Below are 22,872 nucleotides of genomic sequence, written 5' to 3'. Positions count from 1 at the left end.
TAAATTTTTTAATAAATTTCCACTTTCTCTTTATCTTATTCTATTTCATTTTGTTTATGATTGATAGTATTTCTGAAAAAGAAAATTATCTTAAAGATTTAGTGATTAAACTCCTCCGAGAAAGAAATCTGTCAAATTTTGATATGTTAGATTCATTGTTTACAGAACTAAAGCAAGAACTTGAAAATCAACAAAAAAACATCAATTAAATCATTTTTTTGTGCCTAATTTTAGATGTGTATTTTTTGATGACTAGGAATTTACTCAACTTTCATATTTGATTCCTCAAAAAAAATATCAAATGAACTGGAGATTAATTGCTATTCCTGTTACTTTAATTCCTATTTTCGTTATTGCCATCCAATTTGATATTCAATTAGATGATGTATTAGCCATTGGAATTTTTCCATTTGTTGGAGCAATTATAGCTATGTTGATCAAATTAGGATTACAGGGAATCAAATTTGCATATATCACAAGGAAATATCTTGGAAATTTTGATTCATTTTTGAAATTAGTTGGTGTTAGAGTTGGAAGTGAATTTATCAAATTCACAACTCCTATGTTTGTTGGAGCAGAATTTGTTGTAATCTATTATTTACATAAGAAAGGAGTTAATCCTGCAAAATCAGCATGGATTGCAATTATGGATATTGTAACTGAAGTGTTTGCTGCAGGTTTGTTATCAATAATGGCGGGAATTATTGCATTACTTAATGGTGCATATGTTGTCGCAGCTGTAATTTTGACTACTAGTATTATTATTACATCTTTATGGATGGTTATGTTCTTTCTTTCATCTAAACATACATTCCAAGTTCCAAAAATCCTTGAAAATCTTGTAAAAAGATTTGGAAAAGATAAAGGTGAAAAAGCTATTGATAAGACAAATCTTTGGATGGAAGAAGTATGTACGATGAGTCGAGAAAATCTAAAAACCCCTGAATCTAAAAAAATCTTTACAATTTCATTTTTATTTTCAATTGCATCTTGGTCATTTTATGGAATTTCATTTATGATTATTGCTATGGGAACTGGTTATGTTATAAGTGCATTTGATTCTATAATGGCAGTAATGGGTGCAAATGCCATTGGTAACTTGCCAATTACTATTGGTGGTTCTGGTTTAGCTGAATTTGGAATTGTTGCTTATCTAAATAATTTGGATCCTTTTGCTTTTGAAATACCTGAAGGAATTGTTGCTTGGGATGCAGTTATCGGTTGGAGAATAGCAACTTATTATGTTCCAATTGTAATTACCTGGTTACTTTTAGTCAAATTAGCCTTGAGTAAAATATCAAAATCTTCTGAATCATAGAAACCACTATCTCAAAGCAGAACAACTTATGAAGTTCTTAGAAAATTAAGAACATGAAACTAGTTTGGGTAGTAATTCCGTTGATTTTGATAGGAATAATTGGAATGCAAGAATCGTTTGCAGAAGATAATCTACTATCATACAAAGAAGGATTTAGTATTGGTAATGTTACAGTTGTTGATCCAAGTAAAATAACATATCCACAACCATTTAAGGTTGGATGTCCTCTTTTCACATTAGATAAAGGTCCATTCTTTGAAATGCGTAAGATCAAAGCATATTTCTACACAGATTTAATTGTGATTGGAAAAGTTACAAGTTCTCCACAAAATATTTCTAGTGAATATGGAAATTATTCATCTTATAACTTTCAAATAAAAAAATTCTTAAAAAATAATAACAATGTGAAATCTTCAATCCAACTAGCTTTAAACTGTGAGCAGTATGATCTTGACACAAAAGTTTCACAATTTGAAAATGATTCTGAAATGTTGTTAGTTTTGTATAAAAAATCTGAAATTCAAGAATTTATGATTGAACCGTTACCCTACTATGAGCCTATTTTTTTTACTTATGATCTAAAACCTTCTCATCAAAATTATCTGATGAATCGTGGTTCTTGGGATTATTCTATGAGTAACACAATACTTTGTTTAGATGATTTAGTTCCAATTCAAAAAAAATCTAACGATAGTTTTGCTTGTGTAAAACCACAAACTGCTGAGAAATTAATTGAGAGAGGATGGGCAAGATCATGAAATTCCCAATTTTAGCCTCAAAATTGTTGTTTATACGGTAAATATCTGCTATAGAAACCACTTTATCTTTAAACAATTTTCTTGATTTATGAATTTCAAAAATAAACTAGTTCTAATTACTGGTGCATCATCTGGGATTGGTAAAGAATCTGCAATAGAATTTGCTAAATTGGGAGCTAACATAATTTTAATTGCCAGAAGAAAAGATAAACTGGAGCAAATTGCAAATGAATTAAAAAAATTTCATGTATTAACATTGGTTTACCAGTGTGATGTTTCAAAAAAAGATCAGGTAAAAGAAATGTCACAACTAATCTTTGAAAAATTTGATTCTATTGATATTTTGGTTAATAATGCTGGTTTTGCAATATATGGCTCTGTTTCTGATCTTTCTATTCGTGATATTGAATCTCAAATGGAGACAAATTATTTTGGAATGGTATATTGCATCAAAGAATTTCTCCCATCAATGTTAAAGAAAAAATCTGGTCATATAGTTAATGTTGCTTCTGTTGCTGCAAGCTTTGGTTTACCTGGAATTGCTTCGTACTGTGCATCTAAATTTGCAATGTTAGGATTTTCTGAAGGTCTTAAACATGAATTAAAAGATACTGGAGTTGGAATTACTGTTGTAAGTCCCATAATGGTACGAACTAACTTTTTTGATCATTCATCCTTTGAAAAAATGCCAAAATATTCACCTACATCACTTGATCCTAAAACTGTAGCAAAATCAATTATCAAAGCTGCAAATTCTTCAAGATTAGAAATTGTTGTACCGTCAGTAGTACGTGGAGCTATATGGCTGAAAACCTCATTTCCATTTTTCATAAATCCAATAATAGGAAAATCCTTCAAAAAGCAATTGGATTCAACAAAGAAGAATTAAGTTTATTCTTCTAAATCGTCTGAAGCATCACTAGAGCCTACATCTAACAATTCTAATGATTTTAAATCAAATTGATAAATTGCCTTCATATCAATTTCTTTTTCTTTTTCTAAATAATCTGAAACTTTTTTGCTTAATGGTGCTTTGTGCTGATCAAAAACAAATTCATAAACTTCGCCTTTTACTAAATCATCAATCTTAATTTTTTTTGAAATATCCATGGTAACTATATGTCGTCCATCCTCTACAGGATCATACAACTGTACATCAATTTTGTTGTCCTCATAATAAAATTCTAGAATATATCCTGATTTTTTCATCTCTTGAGGTTTCTTAAATTTTGCATTTTGAATTTCATCTGTAACCCAATCAGGAATATCGTCTTCTTTCTTTTTTACCATACTGAACCACTCTAGCTTTCTGCTTTTTCTTTTTTACTTTTTGACCACCATTCAAGATAATCATCATGTTTATCATCTCTAGTTCTTTCTCTTTGATTTAACTTAAATCTGATATCTGAAATTTCTTCTCTTGTTGCATATAATCCACATCGCTTACAAATGAAATGCCTTCTATTTTTTTCATCCATCTTCATTGGAATATCAATTTCATCAAATAATTTGAACAATGCATCTCTGCTTCTGTCTTCTTCTTCTGGAAAATCTTCAATATACTTGGCTTCTATTTTCTTTTTCTCTCTTGATGTACATTCTGGACAGTTAGGCACTGCTGATTTTGCTTAATTTTTTCCATAAAAGCGTTCCCACATAATATGTTGATCGTCATTAATCTGACACGCGGATTTTTTCATCATCCCTTGCGGTCCGTTCGCCCATCGAAATCCCGCGTGCCAGATGAGCAAAATTCTTAAAATAATCTATTATCTCTTTTCTTCTAACATTTCAGATGCAATTTTTGCTGAATTTTCTGCTCCATTAGGAACAAAATTTTTTGAAAATTCATTCAAATTTTCCTCAAATGCTTCATAATTTTTCTTAATTTTGGAAATTGCGTCAATTACTTGTGATGTTTTAATAGCTAGTAATCCTAAATTCTTTTTTTGTGCCCACAAAATGTTGTTTGTATGTTCATCATAAATTGGAATTCCAATAACTGGTTTTGATTTTCCGCCCATAATCTCACCCATTACTGTATGTGAACCATTAACGACTGCATATTTACATAAATTCAGTATTGTATCTTTTTGATTCTCAGATAGAAAACCAATATCAATTTGTATCCAATCTATTTTTTTATCTAGTGCTTCTGAAATTGAATATTTTTTATCGTTTTTACCTGTTACAGAATCTATGTTTGATTCATTTCTTGCATGTGAAATAATTCTTTTTTCATTTATCATTTCTTTCTGATGAAATACTTTTTCATATCTCTGACCAGTTCCATCATTTGTAGATTTGTTTCCAGTTCTCATCCAATACCCAAATTCATTATCTTCAACTAGTTTTTCAAGATCAGTTTTTTCTTCATTTAAAATTTTATTGCTAGTGAAATGTCCTACATAGATAACTTTCTCTTTGACTTCATTTGTGAAATTTAGATTATATTCACACATTGTATATGGAGGTGGAGAATCTGCAACTAGAATTTTTGAAGCTTTTGCAATTTGTTTTGCAATAAAAATTAATGATGGGTAAAGATATGCTCTTGAATTGTATAATTTTGGCCTAAATTGATTTGTGACAAATAAACTTGGAATGTTTCGATTTTTTGCTAAAATATTTGAACCCATATCTCCATCATTTATTACCAAATCAAATTTTTCTTTATTGTAGAGTTTTCTTTCCTCTCTCAAATAATTTGCAATTTGTCTTACTAGTGGTGGGTTTTTTGAAATTGGTAATAACAGATTCATTAAAGACATAGTCACACTTGGACCAAACTTTCCATCAATTGGAGTTGGCATCAATATCTCATGAATTTTCTCTTTTTGATCCGGAAATTTCTTTAATAATTTTTCATAAACATGATCCTTACTTGAAAAATGAACTTCAAATTTTTCTTTTATATGATCTTCTAGTACTTGATTAAGTCTCATCATTCTAGAATAATGGCCACTTCCCCAAGGATAGATGAATTCTCCTATTTTTAGCATAACATAAAACCAATTGTACAGTTTAAATTCTCAGTGATTCTCTTCAAATGAATCTAAAATATCATGAACATTGTTAGGTCCCACTTTAATTGAAATCATTTTCTTTGTTTTGAGAGCGTTATCTACTTCTTTTTTTGCATAAATGGGAACTTCATTTGTAGTAATAGCGATAATACTTTTTAGTTTTTTGAGATTCCTTTCTAGCCCAATCTCTTTTGCATCATTAAATAAACTAGAATCTACTCCAGCAAGTGGCATAATTGGAATTTTCTTTTTTTCAAAAATCTGTTTTAGTGAATTATCAATAAAATTTGAAGAAAATATCAATGATGATAATGCTATTGATATTCGTGTGTTTGAGCACTGTAACATTATTTGTAAAATTGAATTTACATAAATCAAATAATTTTTAATTCCGGTTGGCCTGATTTTTAACTCATAGAATTCTAATTCAACATTATCTTGTGCAAGTCTTGGTAAAATCTGATTAATCATTTTAGCTAGATTCATCAATTCAGATTTTTGTCTATAACATACTATTATTTTTACATCATTTCCCTGTTTAATGGTTTCAAAACATGATACAGCAGATAATTCATCATATATTGCACAAATTGTTTTCTCCTTTTGTATTTCATATGGAATACCATCATTACCCCTGTCTGAGAAAATACAGATGTATGCATTATTTTTTGTTAAATAAGAATACAGCAATTTATCATAATTTTCATCAGTTCCAGGATGAGCTCCAAGATTTTGTTTCTTTTCAATAATACTTGATGTTGCAGCGATTTCAACATCTTTAGTAAGAAATCCTTTCGATGTTCCTTCAACTTTGACTAGAAATTTTTCCCCTTTTAGTAGTAGATTTCCACCTATAGATGTAATCTCTGTAACAATATTTTGAAAATCATTTTTTGTCTGTCTTGCAATTGCTATTTTTTCAACTCCAAATAATAGATTGATTGCAGATGATGCAAAGACAGGATCATTTGCATCAACTAAAATTATATCATCATCTCGTTTGACTGATTTGAATTGCTGTTTTTTTATCTTTAAAATTTTTTTAATGTTTGTAATTAATAATGGGATTTTATATTTTGAAAAAATAGTTGGGAAAACTACAACATATGATTTTTCATCCATATTTTTTAAATTGAAATCTACTTGTTTATAATTTAGGATAAAATTTCGGGTAATCAATATAAAACAAATACTATATGTGAAAATGTGGTTCAATTTACACAAGAACAAATAGATGATTTAAACTCTAAAATTCATACAACAGAGGGTGCACTTGAATGGGTTTCTGATAATCTTCATCCAAAGGTTGCAAAAGCCTCTAGCTTTGGTGCTGAAGATGCTGTAGTAATGGATATCATGTTAAAAATTAATCCAAAATTTCGATTCTTTACATTAGATACAGGACGACTACCCCAAGAAACCTATGACATTATAGATATTGTAAGTAAAAAATACAACATTTCAATCGAAGTTTTATTCCCTGATACAAAAGAAGTTGAAGAAATGGTTAAAGAAAAAGGAATGAATCTATTCTATGAAAGTATTGAGAACAGAAAACAATGCTGTGATATTCGTAAAGTTCATCCAATGAACAAAATGCTAAAGACTTTGGATGGTTGGATTACAGGATTAAGACGAGAGCAGACAAAAAATCGTGAAAATGTTACAATGTTTCAACTAGATCATGGGCATGGTGGAATTTTAAAAATTAATCCAATAATTGACTGGACTTGGGATCAAATTCAAGAATATATCAGAAAGAATGATCTACCCTACAACAGTCTTCTTGACAAAGGCTATCCTAGTATTGGATGTGAGCCATGCACAAGAGCAATAAAACCTGGAGAAGATATTCGTGCAGGAAGATGGTGGTGGGAACAAGGAGGAAATAAAGAGTGTGGCCTTCATATAGACCCTGAATAGAGAAATATTATGTCAGAAAATAACTCAATTAAGCCACATGGTGGAATTTTAGTAAATAGAATCACCAAAGTAGATCCTACGGGATTATTCTCAATTACAATTACTGAAGATCTTGCCAATGATGTTGAAAATATTGCAGATGGAATATTTAGTCCACTTGAAGGATTTTTAGGTAAACAAGACTTTGAAAGCGTTGTATCACGAGGAAGACTTGCAAATAATTTAGCATGGACCATTCCAATAGTATTAGATGTTGATGAACAAACTGCTTCTAAAATGAAAGATGCAAAAGATGTGTTGTTAAAAAATCCAGATGGAGTTGGAGTTGCAGTATTACACGTCGATGAAATCTATTCTTTTGATAAAGAAAAAACTGTTCAGGGAGTATATGGAACAAATGATAATTCTCATCCAGGTGTTGCAAAGACAATGTCAATGCAGGATAACTTGGTAGGCGGAAAGATTGATTATATTCAAAGACCAAATGATAGTGAAATTAGAAACAACAGACTAACACCAAATCAAACTAGAGACGCCTTTGCCAAGGCAGGCTGGAAGACTATTTGTGCATTTCAAACCAGAAATCCCCCACACGTAGCACATGAAATGCTACAAAAAACATCTATTACAACTCGGGATGGAGTATTTGTAAATCCAATTATTGGAAAGAAAAAGTCAGGTGATTTTGTTGATGAAGTTATTGTAAAATGCTATGAAACCATGATAAAATCATACTATCCAGAAAACAGATGTATGCTTGGAACTTTACATACTGAAATGAAATATGCTGGTCCAAAAGAGGCAATCCATCATGCAATTATGAGACAAAACTATGGATGCACGCATATCATTATTGGACGAGATCATGCAGGTGTTGGAAAATTTTATGATCCATTTGCAGCACAAAAAATCTTTGATGATTATCCAGAATTAGAAATATCTCCAGTATTTTTCCCACCATTTTTTTATTGTAGGAAATGTCTAACGTATACAACCCCAAAAGCATGTCCACATGGAGATGATGATAAGGAGCAAATTAGTGGAACTAAACTAAGAGAAATGATTCAAAATGGACAAGCACCTTCAGAATTTATTCTACGACCAGAAGTAGCTAAAGTGATTTTAGATCATCCAAAACCATTTGTTGATTAGCTTTTTATTCAATCAAATTTGTTCTAGCTTGTGAAGTATCTATTTGTAATTTTGTTATTGGGATTTTTTTACACTCCTGTATTTGCACAGGAATTAACAAATCCATCATTACTTTTGGATACAATTGATATTCCTTCAGATGAATTTAATCGAATCTTTCGAGAAGCTCCAGTAGTATTTCTAGATGATGTTCATGCTGTTAGCTGGCAAGTAACTATTGATAACAATTTACTATATGCAAATCCAAATGGAAATGCAGTTCTTAGACTATATGATGCAGAAACTCATGATGAGTTTATTGAAGTTGGTATGGGATCTAAACCTGACAACAAGTTTTGGGTAGCAGTTCAAACTCCAAAAGAAGGATACATCGTAGTTCACAAAGATCTTGATAGAGGCTGGTATCCACAAGCAAAATCTATCATATCATACACTGATAGAGCAGGACTAACAGTGAATAATGGAGCAAGAATTGTAGTCACCAATTTGGATATTGGTACATTTGCAATTGATTCGTATTCAGTATATGGAAAGGAAAGTTCTACTGATCCTCCTGCAGTAAACTCTGGAAGTATGATTATAGAATTTCTTTCTGGTGATCCTGCAAAGAATGCATTTGCTATGTTTCCATTTTACATGGCAGCAGGTGTTGGAATAATTGTAGGGGTATTATTTCTAACTAAGAAGCGTTCTTAGTTTTGTAATATTTACAACTTTTTTTAATCTTACATACATTACACATTGGTGAAATTGGTTTGCAAATATTTTGTCCATACATTACAAATGTATCATTAATATCAATCCAATATTTTTTTTTAATTTTCTTCATCAATTCTTGTTCTGTTTCTTCGGGATTTTTTGTATTTACTAATCCTAATCTATTTGATATTCTATGAACATGAATATCTACTGGAATAGCTGGCTTTTCAAATGCATAAACGAGTACACAATTAGCTGTTTTTCTTCCAACACCTGGTAGCTCAACCAATGTATCTAGATCATCTGGAACTTTACCTTTGTATTTTTTATCAATAATTTTTGCAACCTCGATTATTCTTTTAGATTTTACATGATAGAATCCAATTGATTTTATTATTTTTTCCACATCTTTTATTTTGGCCTTTGCAAGTTCTTTTGGATTTTTATATTTTAAGAATAATGCTTTTACTGCTTTTGTTGTTGCTTCATCTTTAGTTCTAGCTGAAAGTATTGTTCCAATTAGAATACTAAATGGACCAGTTTCAGCATCATGAAGATCTTGTAATGCTGTAATTCTTGGTGGCTTTACAGCATTCATAGTGTCAATCATTCCACGAAGAATTTTTTCCATTCTCAACAATCTACCTACAAGTATTATAACTGTAATATCAAAGATTTATCATTGGAACTTACTAAAGAAGAAGAATCTGCACTAAAAGGCGAACAGGGAGAAATTATGCAGATGGCATATAGAATTTTGGTAGCGACAGGTGAGGCAACTGATGCTGAGAAACTAATTCCAATTAAGTGGGCTCACCTTTCTGGTGTAAATTATAATACAATTGGAGATGCAGGTGAAGAATTTCTATCAAGCATTAGCAAAGATGCTCGAGTTTCAGTAAAAACTACTCTTAATCCAATGGGATTTGATATTGATAATGTTGCAAACTATGGATTAGACGAAAATTTTATTTCAAAACAACTTTCTATTAGAAATTCATATGAAACAATGGGAGTAATCCCTTCGTTTTCATGCATTCCTTATGAAATTTTTGAGATCCCAAAAGATGGAACCCAAGTTGCATTTGCAGAATCCAATGCTGCAATTCATGCAAACTCTTTTGATAATTTAAAGACAAACAAGGAGAGCGCCTTTAGTGCACTTGCAAGCGCTATTGTTGGAAAAAGTCCATATTCCTCAATAAGAAAAGATGATTCCCCAAATATTACAATTAACATGAAAGTAAAAAATCCAAATGAATTAACATATGGTATGTTAGGATTTTTTGCAGGAAAAGTTGGAGATATTTCTGTAAATATTTCTGGTCTTGCAGAGATGGATAAAAGACAATGTAAAGCAATGTGTGGTGGAATGGGAACATCAGGAACATGTGCAAAATTTAATTTTGGAGATGGTGATTCTGATTGTGAAAAAGTAGATTTTGATGAAAAAGAGATGCAAAATGTACATGATGAGCTAAATACTGCAGAAAAAGGTGATTTGATTACTTTGGGTAGTCCTCAATTGGGGTTAGATGAGATTTCTGATCTTACAAGTATGCTAAAGGGCAGATCTTTTCAAAAGCGTTGTATGGTATTTTTACCTAGAACTGTAAAGGAACAAGCAAAAAAAATTGGTTACACTACAGAACTTGAACGGGCAGGATGTGAAATTCTTTCTGACTGTTGCACGTGTTTGACTCCTTTAATAAATAAAGAAAATATTGATGCAGTTACTACTAATAGTATTAAAGGTGCATTTTATCTTAAAAATTCTAACGGTGTAGATGTAAATCTAAAATCTTTATCGCAAATAATACAAGATGAAACAAGATGAATAAAATTTTAGTAGCTGGAAAAGTAGATGGTACTGTTTTAAAATCTGAGAAACCAATTAATTTTCTTGGAACTGTTGATAAGAAAACAGGAATAATAAGTGATAGCAATCATGAACTTTATGGAAAATCAATCAAGGATGTTATTCTTATTTTTCCTTCAGGAGTAGGCAGTAGCGTTGGTGCGTATACAATTTATTCAATAAAATCAAATAATTCAGCACCTCTTGCAATGATATGTCAAAAAGCAGATCTTACAGTAGCTACTGGTTGTGCACTAGCAAATATTCCATTAATTACAATTTCAGATAAAGAATTCAATGCTATTAAAAATGGAATGAAAATATCCCTTGATACTGATTCTAATCTAATTCAGTATCAGTAAACTTTTCAATTTCTAAATCTCCTATAGAGACTTCTTTAATTTGGCTTTTCCCTGATGGTAAAACTCGAACAAAATCGTCAAGATTAATTTTTCTTGCAATATCTTCATACATTTTTAAAAACTCAATTCGTATTTTTTTTGCAGTATCAACCATCTCTGATCCATGTGGTTCAATTACTGCATAACAAATAGAATTTCTTTTAATTGGTTCTGGTGGACCACATGTTAAAACATAATCATCATCTTGTGGAATTATCCCAACTGCAAGTTTGAGAGTATCTGATTTAATAAAATTTCTTTGTCCCTCAATTGTAAATGATCCTTTAGGTAGAAATTCTCCACTAGGAGCAGATTTTTTTACTTGTTCTGGATTAATCCAAAAAGCACTAACACCATACATCCCTTCTTTCCATGCCCTGCTAAAACAAACAGTAGCATGTGCAACTTCATTCATGCTTCTATCTGGAGCATTTTGTGCCTCTTTTAGAATAAAAAATGGAGAACCAAAAATGTCACCGTGAAATATTTTATCATTTTTTACCAAGTGTTTTCTAACTACTGCAGAGTTTGATGCAGCATCTCTTCCACCAATTGCTAGTAAACCATCAGATGTAAAGAACCATCTGTATCTTTCATACCAGTTTTTCTTTCTAATCTCTGAAATCATGCTGATATCTTTTTCAGCTTCTGTTTTGTTTTGTAATTTCTCAAGCTTTTTCAATGTCTTTTCTTTGATAAATTCAATTGATTTTATTGCACCAGATTGTTTTTTTGCTTCATTAAATAATACAGATGCAATTGATTGAAGTGAAGATTTTGTATTGATTTTTATTTTTTCATCTTGAATTACAATTAAAGAAATTCCTTTTTCTGTAATTAATTTTGCATTATTCTTTGATAAAATTTCTTCTGCTTTACTATCTTCTATTGATATTATTCCATGTGAGACCATTTGATAAAGAGAATTTGCCACATTTGTAATGTTTCTTGATCTTTCTTTTACTGTTTCAATTGCTTTTTCTTGCTCAGATATTTGAGTCTGAAGTTCTTTAATTTTTTTATCAGAGCCACTTGATTGAATTGATTTTCCTTTCTCAACTATGTTTTCAGTAAAAACTGTATCTAATCCTTCAATGAAGCTGTTGACATTTGTTATTTCTCCTTCTAGTTTTCCTAATCTTATTGGAAGAACTTCTACTTTTTCATTTCTAACTATTACTGGTTCATGATTTCCTGACACTATATCTGAAACAATCTTTTTAGTAGTTTCAAAAATCCTGTTTATTTCTTCAGGTGTTAATAGATTGCCAATTTTTTTACCGTCAACATTTACAATTTCAAATACCCCTTCGACATATTTTTTTGGTAAACCCAAAGTTCTCCCAAACCATTTGGCGCAAACCAATTCAGTTGTTTTAAGTCCATCAAAATCTGTTTCTGATATGTTAAAGATATCTAGTCCGCTTGTTGGTGGCTGTGCATATTCTAAACCTACAGCGAGCTTTCTATGTCTGACTTCTATAGAGTGCTGTAATGCAAGAATCTTCATTTCGTTATTACAAAGTAGTATATTACCATCTCCAAAAAATTCCCCTACTAAAACAAACTCTTTTCCAAATCCTTCAAATGTAAAATATGCAATTCTTTCTGCACCAATCTGTTCAATTTTTTTTAATTTTAATCGTAATAGATCACTGCGTAATCTTTTGAGTAGTCTGTTGGGTTCTATTTGATCGATTTTTACTTTGGTCAACCATACACCTGATGTTGAAATCATCATGAAAAGATCACTTTTCTCAGTATGATGAAGCTTGAAGAGGATACTGTCTTTTGTAATGCCGTAAATATTACTAATGTAATAGTCTTGGACTTGCTCTGAAATTTGATTTACCAAGTATCGTAGTTCTATTCCAGATAATGTCATGAATATGCTATTTTATATCTAAAATTATACCCTTGCTATGATGTGCTCAAGCTTTGACCAAAGATATTAAACATGGTTTACCCGAGTCACGCTAGAAATTTACCATGGCGAAATTCAAAAAGAAAAAATCTGCTCCTACTACTGGACCTGAAGATTCTAAAAAAGAATCTGTAAATGAGAATCCAGTTGATGTTCCTGAAACAGAAAAATCTGAGCCTGTTGCAGATAATTCATCGACTGATCCTCCAGTTAGTGTAGCTGAAAAAAGTGAAAAGGATAGAAAATTAAATAAATTATTTTGGATGCGAGTTGCATTGGCAATTATTGCAGGAACTACTGCGACTTTTATCTTTGAAGATATTGAGGGTGAAGATAGAAGATGGGCATCAATTGCATTTATGATTATAATATTCTTTGGAACAATTATAGTTGCAAAGGGGATGAAAATGCAACTACCATCATCAGATAGAAAGAAAATTGTTACTCAAGCTATTGGCAGCTATGTATTTTTGTATTTGTTTACTTGGATTGTAACTTATACGCTAGTTCATTCTGGAAGTGTTTCTAGCGGGATTAATCTCTAAACACAAAAACGATTAGATATGTGGGATTTTAAAACACCTGGAATTCCTGATGAACATTTTGAGAGAGCAGAAAAAGTTCCAATCACAAAAGAAGAAGTAAGAACTATTCAAATTAGTAAAGCTCGATTAAAACCGGGTCAAACTGTTTATGATATTGGTTGTGGAAGTGGATCAATATCTGTTGAAGCTGGACTTCAAGTTGAATCATCAGGAAAAGTATTAGCAATTGATCATGATGAGAATGCAATAGAATTAACTAAAAAGAATATTCAAAAATTTGGCCTTTCAAATATTTCAGTAATATTTGGTGATGCAAAAGAAAAGATAAAAGATCTTGAACCAGCTGATGTCATAATAATTGGAGGAACAGGTGGCGATACAAAAGATATAGTTGAACTATCTGAGAATAAACTAAAGTCAGGAGGTAGAATTGTAATTGGAATTATTTTAATTGAGACACTTTATTCAGTATTGCAAATTTTAGACAAATTACAGTTTGAATCAATAGATATTACTCAAGTAACCATTTCAAAGAGTAGAAAGACTAGTACTGGAACTATGATGCTTGCAAGAAATCCAGTAACTATAATTTCTGCCACTAGAGTCTAATCTAGATATTTAATTGGGAATAACGTCTGATTTTTTATGCCTGGATTAATTGGAATTGGAGTGGGTCCTGGAGATGTTGATCTGCTAACTGTCAAGGCTGTAAAGGCAATTCAGAATGCAGATATCATCATGTGTCCAGCTTCCAATGAGGAAAGACCTAGCATTGCTTTTGCTGTTGTATCACCAATTATTGATAAATCTAAAAACCAAAAAATTGTAAAATTAATTTTTCCAATGACTAAAGACAAAGATATTCTGGAGGAAACATGGAAAAGAAATGCAAAGATAATGGCTGAAACTGTATTGACTGGAAAGAATGTTGTTTATCTTACTGTAGGTGATCCTTTCTTGTATAGTACTTGGATATACATGCACAAGGATCTAAAAGAAAATTACCCTGATATGGAAATTAGTGTAATTCCTGGAATTGTTTCGATGTTTACATTTGCAGCAAAAGTTGGTGTTAGTGTAGCTGAAGGTGCAGAAAAAGTTGCAATTATTCCATCTTGTTATGATTTATCAAGTGTTAAAGAGATTGCAAAACATTCTGAATCAATGATATTTCTTAAAGATGGAAGATATTTTGATAAAGTTATTGAAGTTCTAAAAGAGTCTGGATTTCCGGATAATTCTATATTTGCAATAGGACAAGATCTTGGAACAGACCATGAAATTATTAGAAAAATGACATTAGGTGAAGTAAATGATGATACATTAACTACAAAATATTTCTCAATATTGGTGGTAAAACGTGTCTGATGTATTCTTTGTAGGGTGTGGACCTGGTGATCCCGAACTAATTACAGTAAAGGCAAAAAAATTAATCCAAAAAGCAGACGTTGTAGTTTATTCCGGTTCTTTGATTCCTGAACCGATCTTGAAACTTTGTAAAAAGGGAAAATTATTTGATGCAGCAAAACTAGTCAGAGAAGAAATTTTTGATTTACTATACAAGAATGCAAAAAAAGACAAACTTGTTGTAAGGCTGCATGATGGTGATCCTTCAATTTATGGTGCAATCAAAGAACAGATTGATAATTTAGAGAAAAAAGGAATAAAGTCTACAGTTGTACCTGGAGTAACTGCATTTTTAGCCTCAGCTGCAGCCCTTGGAACTCAACTAACACTTCCTGGAGTTACTCAAACCATAATTGTTACAAGAGCAGAATCACGAACCAAAGTTCCAAAACATGAAAGAATATCTGAGCTATCAAAACACAAAGCAACATTGATCTTTTACCTTAGTGTACATTTACTTTCTAAATTAGTTAAAGAAGCAATTCAAGGTGGATACAAAAAGACAACACCTGTAGCTGTAGTTTTTAGAGCAAGCTGGAAGGATCAAAAAATTGTAAAAGGAACTCTTGAGAATATTACAAAAAAAGCCAAAGATGAAAAAATTACTAGAACTGCAATTATAATAATCAGTGATGTGATTGATCCTGAAACATACGAGTATTCAAAATTATACGACAAAAACTTTAGCCATGGCTATAGAAAGAAAAAATAAAAAATAGATTTAGACGTCTATGGACCTACTACGTCTGAACCATCAATTGTAATGTCCCAGTTGACAGTTAACTGATCACCTGGATTCATGACAACGTTTGATGGAAAGTTTTTCAATGCAAATACTCCTCTATCAGCACCAAGTGCTGTTTGATTAAACAAGCCTGCTGAACTGATTGTATTTCCAGATTGTGTTGCTGCTGCAGAATATGTGAATTGGTTTGAAATTCTTTGGACTGCAGGATCGGAATCAGCTGTTGAGTTTGTAAATGTACCCAAAGTACCAGCTATTGCATTTAATCCATCACCCACTGTGACTTCGTTAGGAAGTATTGTATTCAGAGTAGTATCTGCTAATGCAGTAGTACCGTTACTGATTCCAATAACTGTATATTTTCCTAAAGCAGTTGCGGTACCAGCAGTACAACCACTGTTCTGTCCAAAGAGTAACATGGCAGTACAGTTTCGTCCATCATTTACAATTGCATTATCTGTTTGTTGATATGAAAGAATGTTTCCTTCACTATCGGTGTGTATGACTTCAATATGTCCTAGTATACTTCCACCTTCTGAATAAGAAGATGCTGTATTACCTTGCAATTCAATTGTACCATCTGAAAAGTTTAATCCAACCATTCCGACGGCAAATGTGATTGCTACTAACATACCAATGCCTGTTGTGTTTTTCATTAAAATTATATTACAAAATTGATTTATAGGCATTCTGGTAAATTTTTCTAAATAATAGTTCCAAATCGGATCATTTCTAGAATTATTATCCACCTGAAACTCCTACTGATTCATCCAATCCTATAGTAAATTGTTTAGGCTTATTTTTCATCACTTCCTCAAGAGAAATTTCATCAATTTCTTCCTCAAGAGAAATTTCACTAATATTTTCTAAATAATTTCCTGAAACCACTAAAATACCCATACCAATAATAATTGCTATTGATACTCCGATTATGATTCCTTTATTCATAATTTTTTTTAGTTTACTCTAGTATAAAAAGAATAAAAAATTTTTCTACTAGCTAAATGAATAATCAAATTAATGAAAAATAAAATCAAACTATTTGGGATTTTCTTTATTGTTTTTTTCTTTTATGTGTACTTTGATAACGCATTTGCAGAAGATTCTATTTTGATTTCTCTTTCATCTGATTTAGATGAATTAATCTTTGATGGAAAGTGGACAGATTCCTCTGAATGGAAAAAATCAAGTTATAATTGGCTAAAATTTGATGATGGAACTGAGATTCATTTAAGAACAGCACACCAAGAAAATTTTATCTATATTCAAATCAATGCAGCCTCTGACATAAGTATTAACAAAGGTTCAGATAGTGCTATTGTTTGTTTTGATACAAAAAATGATAAAACCACTATTCCGCAATCAGATGATTACTGTTTTTCAACAACTCTAAACGGAAAAACTTCATTTACATATCAAGGAAATTACATCCCTGCAGTAAACGGTCACTTTACCAAAATCATCAATGATAAAAATTTTGTTGCTGTTGGATCCACCTCTGATAAATATGATAGATACAACAAAGTCCCACATGCAAGTTATGAATTTAAAATTCCCTTAGATGTATTAGGTCGTTCTGATAATTATGGATTCTATCTTTCAGTTTTTGATGCAGACAAACAAACTCATTATTCATGGCCATATGATATAAAAAAACAAAGTTTGATTTCTATTTCAAGCCCAAGTCAATGGGGAAACTTAGTTTCACCTGACAAATCAATTCCTGAATTTCAATTTTCATTTTTACTGTTTTTTATAATTCCAATATTGATAACTTTCACTTTTCTCATAAAATCCAAATTTACAAAAGAAGATTTTCTAATTTCTAAAACATCTTGACAATATCAAAAATATTGGTGCCTAGAATCTATTATTGTTAATTAAAAATTAATAACCACTAATTTTTCCCATTTAATCAAATGACTATTGAGAATAGGAATAAAAATAGGCCTCAAATTTCAATTATTATTCCGACATATAATGAGTCACAAAATATTCTAAATATCTTAAAATCTATTGGGGATATTATTCCAAAAAATATTTTCACAGAAGCAATTGTTGTTGATGACAATTCCCCTGATGGAACAGGTAAAATTGTAGAGGACTATCTAAAAAGCGTCAAAAAAATCGCTGGATATACAGTAAATATTATTCACAGGACAACAAAAAATGGCTTAAGTTCGGCAATTTTAAGTGGGATTCAACGGGCAACCGGTGACACTATAGTTGTAATGGATAGTGATCTTTCTCATCCCCCACAAATTATTCCAAAAATGATTGAAACACTAAAAAAATATCAATGTGATATGGTAATTGCATCTAGATATATTACTGGCGGAAAAATAAATGGATGGAATAAAAAACGTAAGTTGTTAAGTAAGATTGCAACAGTTATTGCAAAGAAAGGCCTTGGTGTAAAAACAAATGATCCGATGTCTGGATTTTTTGCATTTAGAAAAGGAATATTGAAAGGATTAAACTTTGATGCAATAGGTTACAAATTACTATTAGAAATTCTAGTTAAAAAAAGAGGTATTACTATCAAAGAGATTCCATACACTTTTCAAAATAGAACATTAGGTTCAAGCAAATTAGATTCTTCTACAATTGTTGATTATATTAAATCAGTTTGGAAATTGTATCACTCTGATAAATCTGACAACAACAATGAAAAACGAAATTCTGTTAAGTTTTTCTCCAAAGCTGGTAGATTTTATACAATTGGAGCGTCAGGATTTGCAATAAATTATATTATTTCGTTAATGCTTTCTGGTGGAGTTACAGAGATTTGGTATCTACATGCAAATATTTTAGGAATAATTGTATCAATGACATCAAACTTTATTTTAAACAAATGGTGGACATTTAACGATAGAGACTTTTCATTCAAAAAAACAATTTCTCAATTTTCAAAATTCATTATGTTTAGTTCGTTTGGTGCGTTAATCCAACTTGGTGTAGTATTTTCATTAGTTGATAATTACAATTGGGTATATACAACCGCATTAGGAGTTGGAGTTCTAACTGGAGCTTTTAGTAATTTCATTTTAAATAAAAAATGGACGTTTAAAGAAAAGATTTGGCAATAAAAATCAAAATGATTTTACTTGTAATAATATTATCAATATCTGTTATAATCATTTTGACACAACTAAATGAAATGATTTCTGAGGAAGAAAATGATTTTACTAATATTCAATATTTTGACTTCGAAATTGATTTTAAAAATTTTGATATGGTAGAATTACCTTTTGATTCTATTTTTATAATTAAAGGAATAAGAGATGATTATATTCTTGATGAAAATATTCAAAAATATCTTAAACTCTCCTTTGAATTCGATGACAAAAATTTATCGCAATATAATGAATTGTTTAACACTGATGAAAAAACAATTGTAATATTTCCTATTTTTACTGCTAGTGCATATAATTCACCTGGATTTTATGATTATTATAATGAAAGATGTGATGAATCTTGTCTTACTGTTCCAATAAAATTGATTTTACGAGCAGAAATTGGTGGCAATGGTGCTCAAATTCTTAAACTTCTAAATTATAAATTTCTAAGTGACATTGATATTGATAAAAATCCTAACATATTGAAAAATTTTGATAAAGTTATTTTATTACATAACGAGTATGTTACAAAAACACAATTTGATGCTATTACTTCACACCCAAATGTTGTTTATCTGTATCCAAACTCATTGTATGCTGAAGTAAAAACAAATTATGAACAAAATACTATTACTTTGATAAGAGGACATGCATACCCTGAAAATGATATTGATAACGGATTTGATTGGGAATTTGATAATACAAGACCATATGAATTTGATAGAGATTGTGAAAATTGGGAATTTTATGAAATTGACAACGGTAAAATGCTAAATTGTTTTCCTGAAGAGCAACTTTTTGAGAATGCTTCATTATTAAAAGCACTAAAAGAACTTTAAAAAAAATTAAAAATAAGAAACGTTCGTCTTTTCTACTCTACTCAAACGTTGTTGTAGAGCTTTGAGACGAAAGTCCAGTTGAAGATGGTACAGATGGGAATTTGTCTCCTATCTGTTGCTCAGCTACTGCAGATGCTTCTTGCAAAATCTTTTCAGTTTCTTCACTTGAAACATCAGATTCCATACTAAATGAATCTCCTGCCAGGGAATCCATCATTAGTCCATTAAGTGTCTGGGTCATACTGTTCAATTCTGAATCAGCTTCTGGCATGAATCTTCCTAGTGATGACTTCAATCCCTTCATTGTTGACATCGCTGGTCCAATTGCTACCATAGCATCACCAAGATCATGAATAGTTGTCAGTCTTAGTTGGACTTGTTCTAATGACATTCTTGCATTGCCGAGCATCTTTGTAACCTTACGAATTTCAGCTAATTCGTTGGACAAAACTCTACTTGTGCTAGTATCATGTTGTTGCATTGCGGTTACCACTCGTTGAAAGAGTTGCGCATCTCTTTCGTGCAGCTTACCTAACATAGAGTCCATTTTTGATATTTGGACTTGTAGTTTGTTTACTGCAGTTTGAATTCGTGGTTTTAATGCACCTTGAGGCTTTACTGCTTCACGGAGTTTGCCAGTTACACTTTGGGTCTCTTGTCGAGCCCAAGTTTTATCGAAGTTTGGCATGGTTGATGATTTAGAAATTTAGTCTTAATGGACAGTGTAAATTTAGATCAGTTTTAGATTAAATTTAGCTAACAAAATCTAAATGATATTCAAATTATAATTCTGTCATAATGAAAATTGCTGTTTTTGATTCAGGTTTAGGCTCGATGACTATCATCAAACCAATACAAAAACAAATGAAATGTGATATAATTTACTTTGCTGATTCAAAAAACTTCCCATACGGAAAAAAATCTGTCCAAGAATTAATAAACATAACATCACAATCAATTACATCTCTTCAAAAATACTTTACACCTGATTTAATCATCATTGGTTCTAATACATTATCCCTCACATTAGATTCGTATCAAAAAAATATTCTAACTGTATTGCCACCAATAAATGAAGCAAAAAAGTTATCAAAATCTAAATGTATTGCTATATTAGCAACAGAATCTGTTGTAAAAAGCAATTTACTTGATAACTATATTAAAATTTTTAAAATAAATAATTTTAAAATAATTAAAATTAATGCATCAGCATTAGTAGAATTAGTAGAATATGGATATTTCTATTCAAATACTGAACTATGTATTGATATTATTGAAAAAACTCTAAGTTCAATTTTTATTAAAAATAACATAGATGTAGCAACTTTATCAAGTACTCATCTACCATTTCTTTTAAGATTTTTCAAAAAAGTATTTCCGAATATTATTTTTCTTGATCCTAGTCAATCATTAGCAATTAAATTGAAACAAAAATATTCGGATCATAATATAACGAGAAATACTTTACAAATATTCACTTCTGGTAGCATCAAATCACTTGAAAAAAAATTAAGATATATGAATATAAATAATAAAATTTCCAAATTTACAATTCAACAAACATAGCTCTACCATTTACAATTCAACAAACATAGCTCTACCATTTACAATTCAACAAACATAGCTCTACCATTTACAATTCAACAAACATAGCTCTACCATTTACAATTCAACAAACATAGCTCTACCATTTACAATTCAACAAACATAGCTTTCACTAACAAATTATTTTTTAGCTATTTTAAAAAATTAATAGTTAATTTTTGAAAAAATCTAAAATTCCATTTTGGTATCTATAAAATCTAAATATTCCATCATGGATCTGAACTTTTTAACATAATTCCTTGCTCCTTATGCTTTGATCTGACTAAATTTTATTGGATATGGCACTTGAATTTAGAACATCTGTAAACGTAAGTTTTACAAAAATTCATTTCTCTAGAGTTTTCTCTAATTCAATTCCATATCCTAAAATTTTTGGAGGTGAACAGTTCTGAAATCTTTAGCCATATCCATGTTTTTGATTTTAGTTCTGTCAACACTTTCATCTGGAACTGATTATGTCTTTGCACAATCAGCTCCAGAAAATTTTAAATCAGCTCCAGAAAATTTTAAATCAGCTCCAGAAAATTTTAGCATTTATTTGAATGAAAAAATTGGATTTACTGAAATTAAAAAAAAATTTGATGAATCAAAATCTTTTTCAGTTTCATTACATGAAAAAATTTCTGCATCATCAATGGAAGTTAAAGATCAAATTATTTTAGTGAAGCATGAATCTGATAGAAAAATAATGATGGAACGAATTTTTGATAGACAATCAAAATTCCAAATCGATAAATCAAAACTTTCCCAAATTGTTTTTCCATCAACATTAGATTATGATGATCAAAATCTTATTGGCGATCAAATATTATATGCCCATAATGATTTATCATTTGATAAATTATATGTTGAACTAAATAATTTAATTCCAAATATTTTTGAATCAGAAAAAATATTTCCAAATTTTATTAATTCAAACTATGACACTTTGATTCAAAATAATATTAAATTAGTAAATGATCAGGTTTTTGATCCTAATAATCCAATATTATTAATATTATTGATACCTTTTGCAGGTTTTGTCTTAATTCGTTACGATAATGAACAAATTAAATTTTATCAAATCAAACAATTTTTTACTTTAACTTTTGTTGTAATCCTTGTTGCATCAGCTGTTATAACTCCAATGTCAATCTCTTCATCTTATTGGGGATATGCATATGGTGAAATTGACAACAGTACAGAAATTATCCCACAATTACAAGATCCAGAAATAATTTATCAAGATAATGTTACAAACATTTCTCAATCTAATGATGATTTATTTGAACTAGATTTTTCTACATACGTATCGACTGAAACTCAATTAACTCAATCAAATAATCAAATGTCTATCTCTGATATTCTGAGCGTCACATTATCACAATTCATAGATAACACAACACCTGATTCAACTGATTTACTCTCAGCTGATTCAAACATCTCCATCTCTGATATTCTGAGCGTCACATTATCACAATTCATAGATAACACAACACCTGATTCAACTGATTTACTCTCAGCTGATTCAAACATCTCCATCTCTGATATTCTGAGCGTCACATTATCACAAT

General features: G+C 30.5%; 27 protein-coding genes. 18 read left to right on the top strand and 9 right to left on the bottom strand.

What is annotated here, in order from left to right; genetic code table 11:
* The first annotated feature begins 56 nt into the window (after positions 1 to 56).
* From ACW9W3_RS05580 to ACW9W3_RS05565, 4 genes are all read left to right on the top strand, one after another.
* On the top strand, positions 57 to 209 hold the full coding sequence (locus tag ACW9W3_RS05580; RefSeq protein ID WP_457765168.1) for a hypothetical protein: 153 nt from the start codon (positions 57 to 59) through the stop codon (positions 207 to 209).
* A 92-nt stretch (positions 210 to 301) separates the two neighbouring features.
* A complete protein-coding gene (locus ACW9W3_RS05575) occupies positions 302 to 1,318 on the top strand; it encodes a lysylphosphatidylglycerol synthase transmembrane domain-containing protein (protein ID WP_457765167.1) in 1,017 nt (338 codons plus the stop codon).
* A gap of 53 nt (positions 1,319 to 1,371) precedes the next feature.
* Positions 1,372 to 2,076: a hypothetical protein gene (locus ACW9W3_RS05570; protein WP_457765166.1), complete on the top strand. Its 705-nt coding sequence runs from the start codon at positions 1,372 to 1,374 to the stop codon at positions 2,074 to 2,076.
* Between the two features lie 88 nt (positions 2,077 to 2,164).
* Positions 2,165 to 2,965 carry an SDR family NAD(P)-dependent oxidoreductase gene (locus ACW9W3_RS05565; protein WP_457765165.1) on the top strand — a complete coding sequence of 267 codons (801 nt, stop codon included), beginning with the start codon at positions 2,165 to 2,167 and terminating at the stop codon, positions 2,963 to 2,965.
* 2 nt (positions 2,966 to 2,967) lie between these two features.
* Here the strand turns inward: ACW9W3_RS05565 and ACW9W3_RS05560 are convergent, their stop codons facing one another.
* From ACW9W3_RS05560 to ACW9W3_RS05545, 4 genes are all read right to left on the bottom strand, one after another.
* Entirely contained in the window at positions 2,968 to 3,366 is a 399-nt protein-coding gene (locus ACW9W3_RS05560; RefSeq protein ID WP_457765164.1) for a hypothetical protein, read from the bottom strand.
* A gap of 11 nt (positions 3,367 to 3,377) precedes the next feature.
* Positions 3,378 to 3,692 carry a hypothetical protein gene (locus ACW9W3_RS05555; protein WP_048114405.1) on the bottom strand — a complete coding sequence of 105 codons (315 nt, stop codon included), beginning with the start codon at positions 3,690 to 3,692 and terminating at the stop codon, positions 3,378 to 3,380.
* Between the two features lie 153 nt (positions 3,693 to 3,845).
* A complete protein-coding gene (locus ACW9W3_RS05550; protein WP_457765163.1) occupies positions 3,846 to 5,078 on the bottom strand; it encodes a glycosyltransferase in 1,233 nt (410 codons plus the stop codon).
* Between the two features lie 30 nt (positions 5,079 to 5,108).
* The gene (locus ACW9W3_RS05545; protein WP_457765162.1) at positions 5,109 to 6,224 is read right to left on the bottom strand and encodes a thiamine biosynthesis protein; all 1,116 of its coding nucleotides are present in this window, start codon (positions 6,222 to 6,224) and stop codon (positions 5,109 to 5,111) included.
* Positions 6,225 to 6,308: 84 nt separating this feature from the next.
* On the opposite strand from ACW9W3_RS05545, the gene ACW9W3_RS05540 reads away from it, so the two are divergent.
* The 3 genes from ACW9W3_RS05540 to ACW9W3_RS05530 are packed head-to-tail and all read left to right on the top strand — an operon-like array spanning position 6,309 to position 8,873.
* Entirely contained in the window at positions 6,309 to 7,025 is a 717-nt protein-coding gene (locus tag ACW9W3_RS05540; protein WP_457765161.1) for a phosphoadenylyl-sulfate reductase, read from the top strand.
* Between the two features lie 9 nt (positions 7,026 to 7,034).
* Positions 7,035 to 8,177, top strand: a complete 1,143-nt coding sequence (gene sat / locus ACW9W3_RS05535) for a sulfate adenylyltransferase (RefSeq protein ID WP_457765160.1) — start codon at positions 7,035 to 7,037, stop codon at positions 8,175 to 8,177.
* 30 nt (positions 8,178 to 8,207) lie between these two features.
* Entirely contained in the window at positions 8,208 to 8,873 is a 666-nt protein-coding gene (locus ACW9W3_RS05530) for a hypothetical protein (RefSeq protein WP_457765159.1), read from the top strand.
* Here ACW9W3_RS05530 and ACW9W3_RS05525 read toward each other — a convergent pair.
* On the bottom strand, positions 8,857 to 9,507 hold the full coding sequence (locus ACW9W3_RS05525) for an endonuclease III domain-containing protein (protein ID WP_457765158.1): 651 nt from the start codon (positions 9,505 to 9,507) through the stop codon (positions 8,857 to 8,859). The genes ACW9W3_RS05530 and ACW9W3_RS05525 overlap by 17 nt on opposite strands.
* 51 nt (positions 9,508 to 9,558) lie before the next feature.
* Between ACW9W3_RS05525 and ACW9W3_RS05520 the strand changes: the two genes are divergently transcribed.
* Complete coding sequence (locus ACW9W3_RS05520) at positions 9,559 to 10,713, top strand: aconitase X (RefSeq protein ID WP_457765157.1); 1,155 nt, start codon at positions 9,559 to 9,561, stop codon at positions 10,711 to 10,713.
* Positions 10,710 to 11,096, top strand: a complete 387-nt coding sequence (locus ACW9W3_RS05515; protein ID WP_457765156.1) for an aconitase X swivel domain-containing protein — start codon at positions 10,710 to 10,712, stop codon at positions 11,094 to 11,096. The genes ACW9W3_RS05520 and ACW9W3_RS05515 overlap by 4 nt, the downstream gene beginning before the upstream one ends.
* Here the strand turns inward: ACW9W3_RS05515 and rqcH are convergent.
* Positions 11,074 to 13,020, bottom strand: a complete 1,947-nt coding sequence (rqcH, locus tag ACW9W3_RS05510; RefSeq protein ID WP_457765155.1) for a ribosome rescue protein RqcH — start codon at positions 13,018 to 13,020, stop codon at positions 11,074 to 11,076. The genes ACW9W3_RS05515 and rqcH overlap by 23 nt on opposite strands.
* A 104-nt stretch (positions 13,021 to 13,124) precedes the next feature.
* On the opposite strand from rqcH, the gene ACW9W3_RS05505 reads away from it, so the two are divergent.
* The 4 genes from ACW9W3_RS05505 to cobM are packed head-to-tail and all read left to right on the top strand — an operon-like array spanning position 13,125 to position 15,723.
* Positions 13,125 to 13,604, top strand: coding sequence for a hypothetical protein (locus tag ACW9W3_RS05505; RefSeq protein ID WP_457765154.1), 480 nt, complete (start codon positions 13,125 to 13,127; stop codon positions 13,602 to 13,604).
* Positions 13,605 to 13,622: 18 nt separating this feature from the next.
* Positions 13,623 to 14,213 (top strand): precorrin-6Y C5,15-methyltransferase (decarboxylating) subunit CbiT, encoded by a 591-nt coding sequence (gene cbiT / locus ACW9W3_RS05500; protein ID WP_457765153.1) that lies wholly within the window; start codon positions 13,623 to 13,625, stop codon positions 14,211 to 14,213.
* Between the two features lie 36 nt (positions 14,214 to 14,249).
* A complete protein-coding gene (gene cobI / locus ACW9W3_RS05495) occupies positions 14,250 to 14,972 on the top strand; it encodes a precorrin-2 C(20)-methyltransferase (protein ID WP_457765152.1) in 723 nt (240 codons plus the stop codon).
* Positions 14,965 to 15,723 carry a precorrin-4 C(11)-methyltransferase gene (cobM, locus tag ACW9W3_RS05490; protein WP_457765151.1) on the top strand — a complete coding sequence of 253 codons (759 nt, stop codon included), beginning with the start codon at positions 14,965 to 14,967 and terminating at the stop codon, positions 15,721 to 15,723. The genes cobI and cobM overlap by 8 nt, the downstream gene beginning before the upstream one ends.
* 17 nt (positions 15,724 to 15,740) lie before the next feature.
* Here the strand turns inward: cobM and ACW9W3_RS05485 are convergent, their stop codons facing one another.
* Positions 15,741 to 16,412: a hypothetical protein gene (locus ACW9W3_RS05485; RefSeq protein ID WP_457765150.1), complete on the bottom strand. Its 672-nt coding sequence runs from the start codon at positions 16,410 to 16,412 to the stop codon at positions 15,741 to 15,743.
* 85 nt (positions 16,413 to 16,497) lie between these two features.
* On the bottom strand, positions 16,498 to 16,704 hold the full coding sequence (locus ACW9W3_RS05480) for a hypothetical protein (protein WP_457765149.1): 207 nt from the start codon (positions 16,702 to 16,704) through the stop codon (positions 16,498 to 16,500).
* A 72-nt stretch (positions 16,705 to 16,776) separates the two neighbouring features.
* Here ACW9W3_RS05480 and ACW9W3_RS05475 point away from each other — a divergent pair, with 72 nt between their 5' ends.
* The 3 genes from ACW9W3_RS05475 to ACW9W3_RS05465 all read left to right on the top strand — a co-directional run bounded on the left by ACW9W3_RS05475 (position 16,777) and on the right by ACW9W3_RS05465 (position 19,714).
* Positions 16,777 to 17,595, top strand: coding sequence for a hypothetical protein (locus ACW9W3_RS05475; RefSeq protein ID WP_457765148.1), 819 nt, complete (start codon positions 16,777 to 16,779; stop codon positions 17,593 to 17,595).
* 80 nt (positions 17,596 to 17,675) lie between these two features.
* The gene (locus ACW9W3_RS05470) at positions 17,676 to 18,845 is read left to right on the top strand and encodes a glycosyltransferase (RefSeq protein WP_457765147.1); all 1,170 of its coding nucleotides are present in this window, start codon (positions 17,676 to 17,678) and stop codon (positions 18,843 to 18,845) included.
* The gene (locus ACW9W3_RS05465; protein ID WP_457765146.1) at positions 18,836 to 19,714 is read left to right on the top strand and encodes a hypothetical protein; all 879 of its coding nucleotides are present in this window, start codon (positions 18,836 to 18,838) and stop codon (positions 19,712 to 19,714) included. Before ACW9W3_RS05470 ends, ACW9W3_RS05465 begins: the two co-directional genes overlap by 10 nt.
* Positions 19,715 to 19,751: 37 nt before the next feature.
* Here the strand turns inward: ACW9W3_RS05465 and ACW9W3_RS05460 are convergent, their stop codons facing one another.
* Positions 19,752 to 20,402, bottom strand: a complete 651-nt coding sequence (locus ACW9W3_RS05460; RefSeq protein ID WP_457765145.1) for a Snf7 family protein — start codon at positions 20,400 to 20,402, stop codon at positions 19,752 to 19,754.
* A gap of 110 nt (positions 20,403 to 20,512) precedes the next feature.
* Between ACW9W3_RS05460 and ACW9W3_RS05455 the strand changes: the two genes are divergently transcribed.
* Both ACW9W3_RS05455 and ACW9W3_RS05450 read left to right on the top strand, forming a co-directional pair.
* On the top strand, positions 20,513 to 21,280 hold the full coding sequence (locus ACW9W3_RS05455) for a glutamate racemase (RefSeq protein WP_457765144.1): 768 nt from the start codon (positions 20,513 to 20,515) through the stop codon (positions 21,278 to 21,280).
* A 454-nt stretch (positions 21,281 to 21,734) separates the two neighbouring features.
* Positions 21,735 to 22,872, top strand: a 1,138-nt coding sequence (locus tag ACW9W3_RS05450) for a hypothetical protein (protein WP_457765143.1), incomplete at its 3' end; no start/stop codon positions are given.

The sequence above is a fragment of the Candidatus Nitrosopumilus sp. bin_68KS genome (assembly GCF_054095825.1).
The sequence above is the reverse complement of the archived record's forward strand: the minus strand, read 5'-3'. Positions and strand labels throughout refer to the sequence as shown.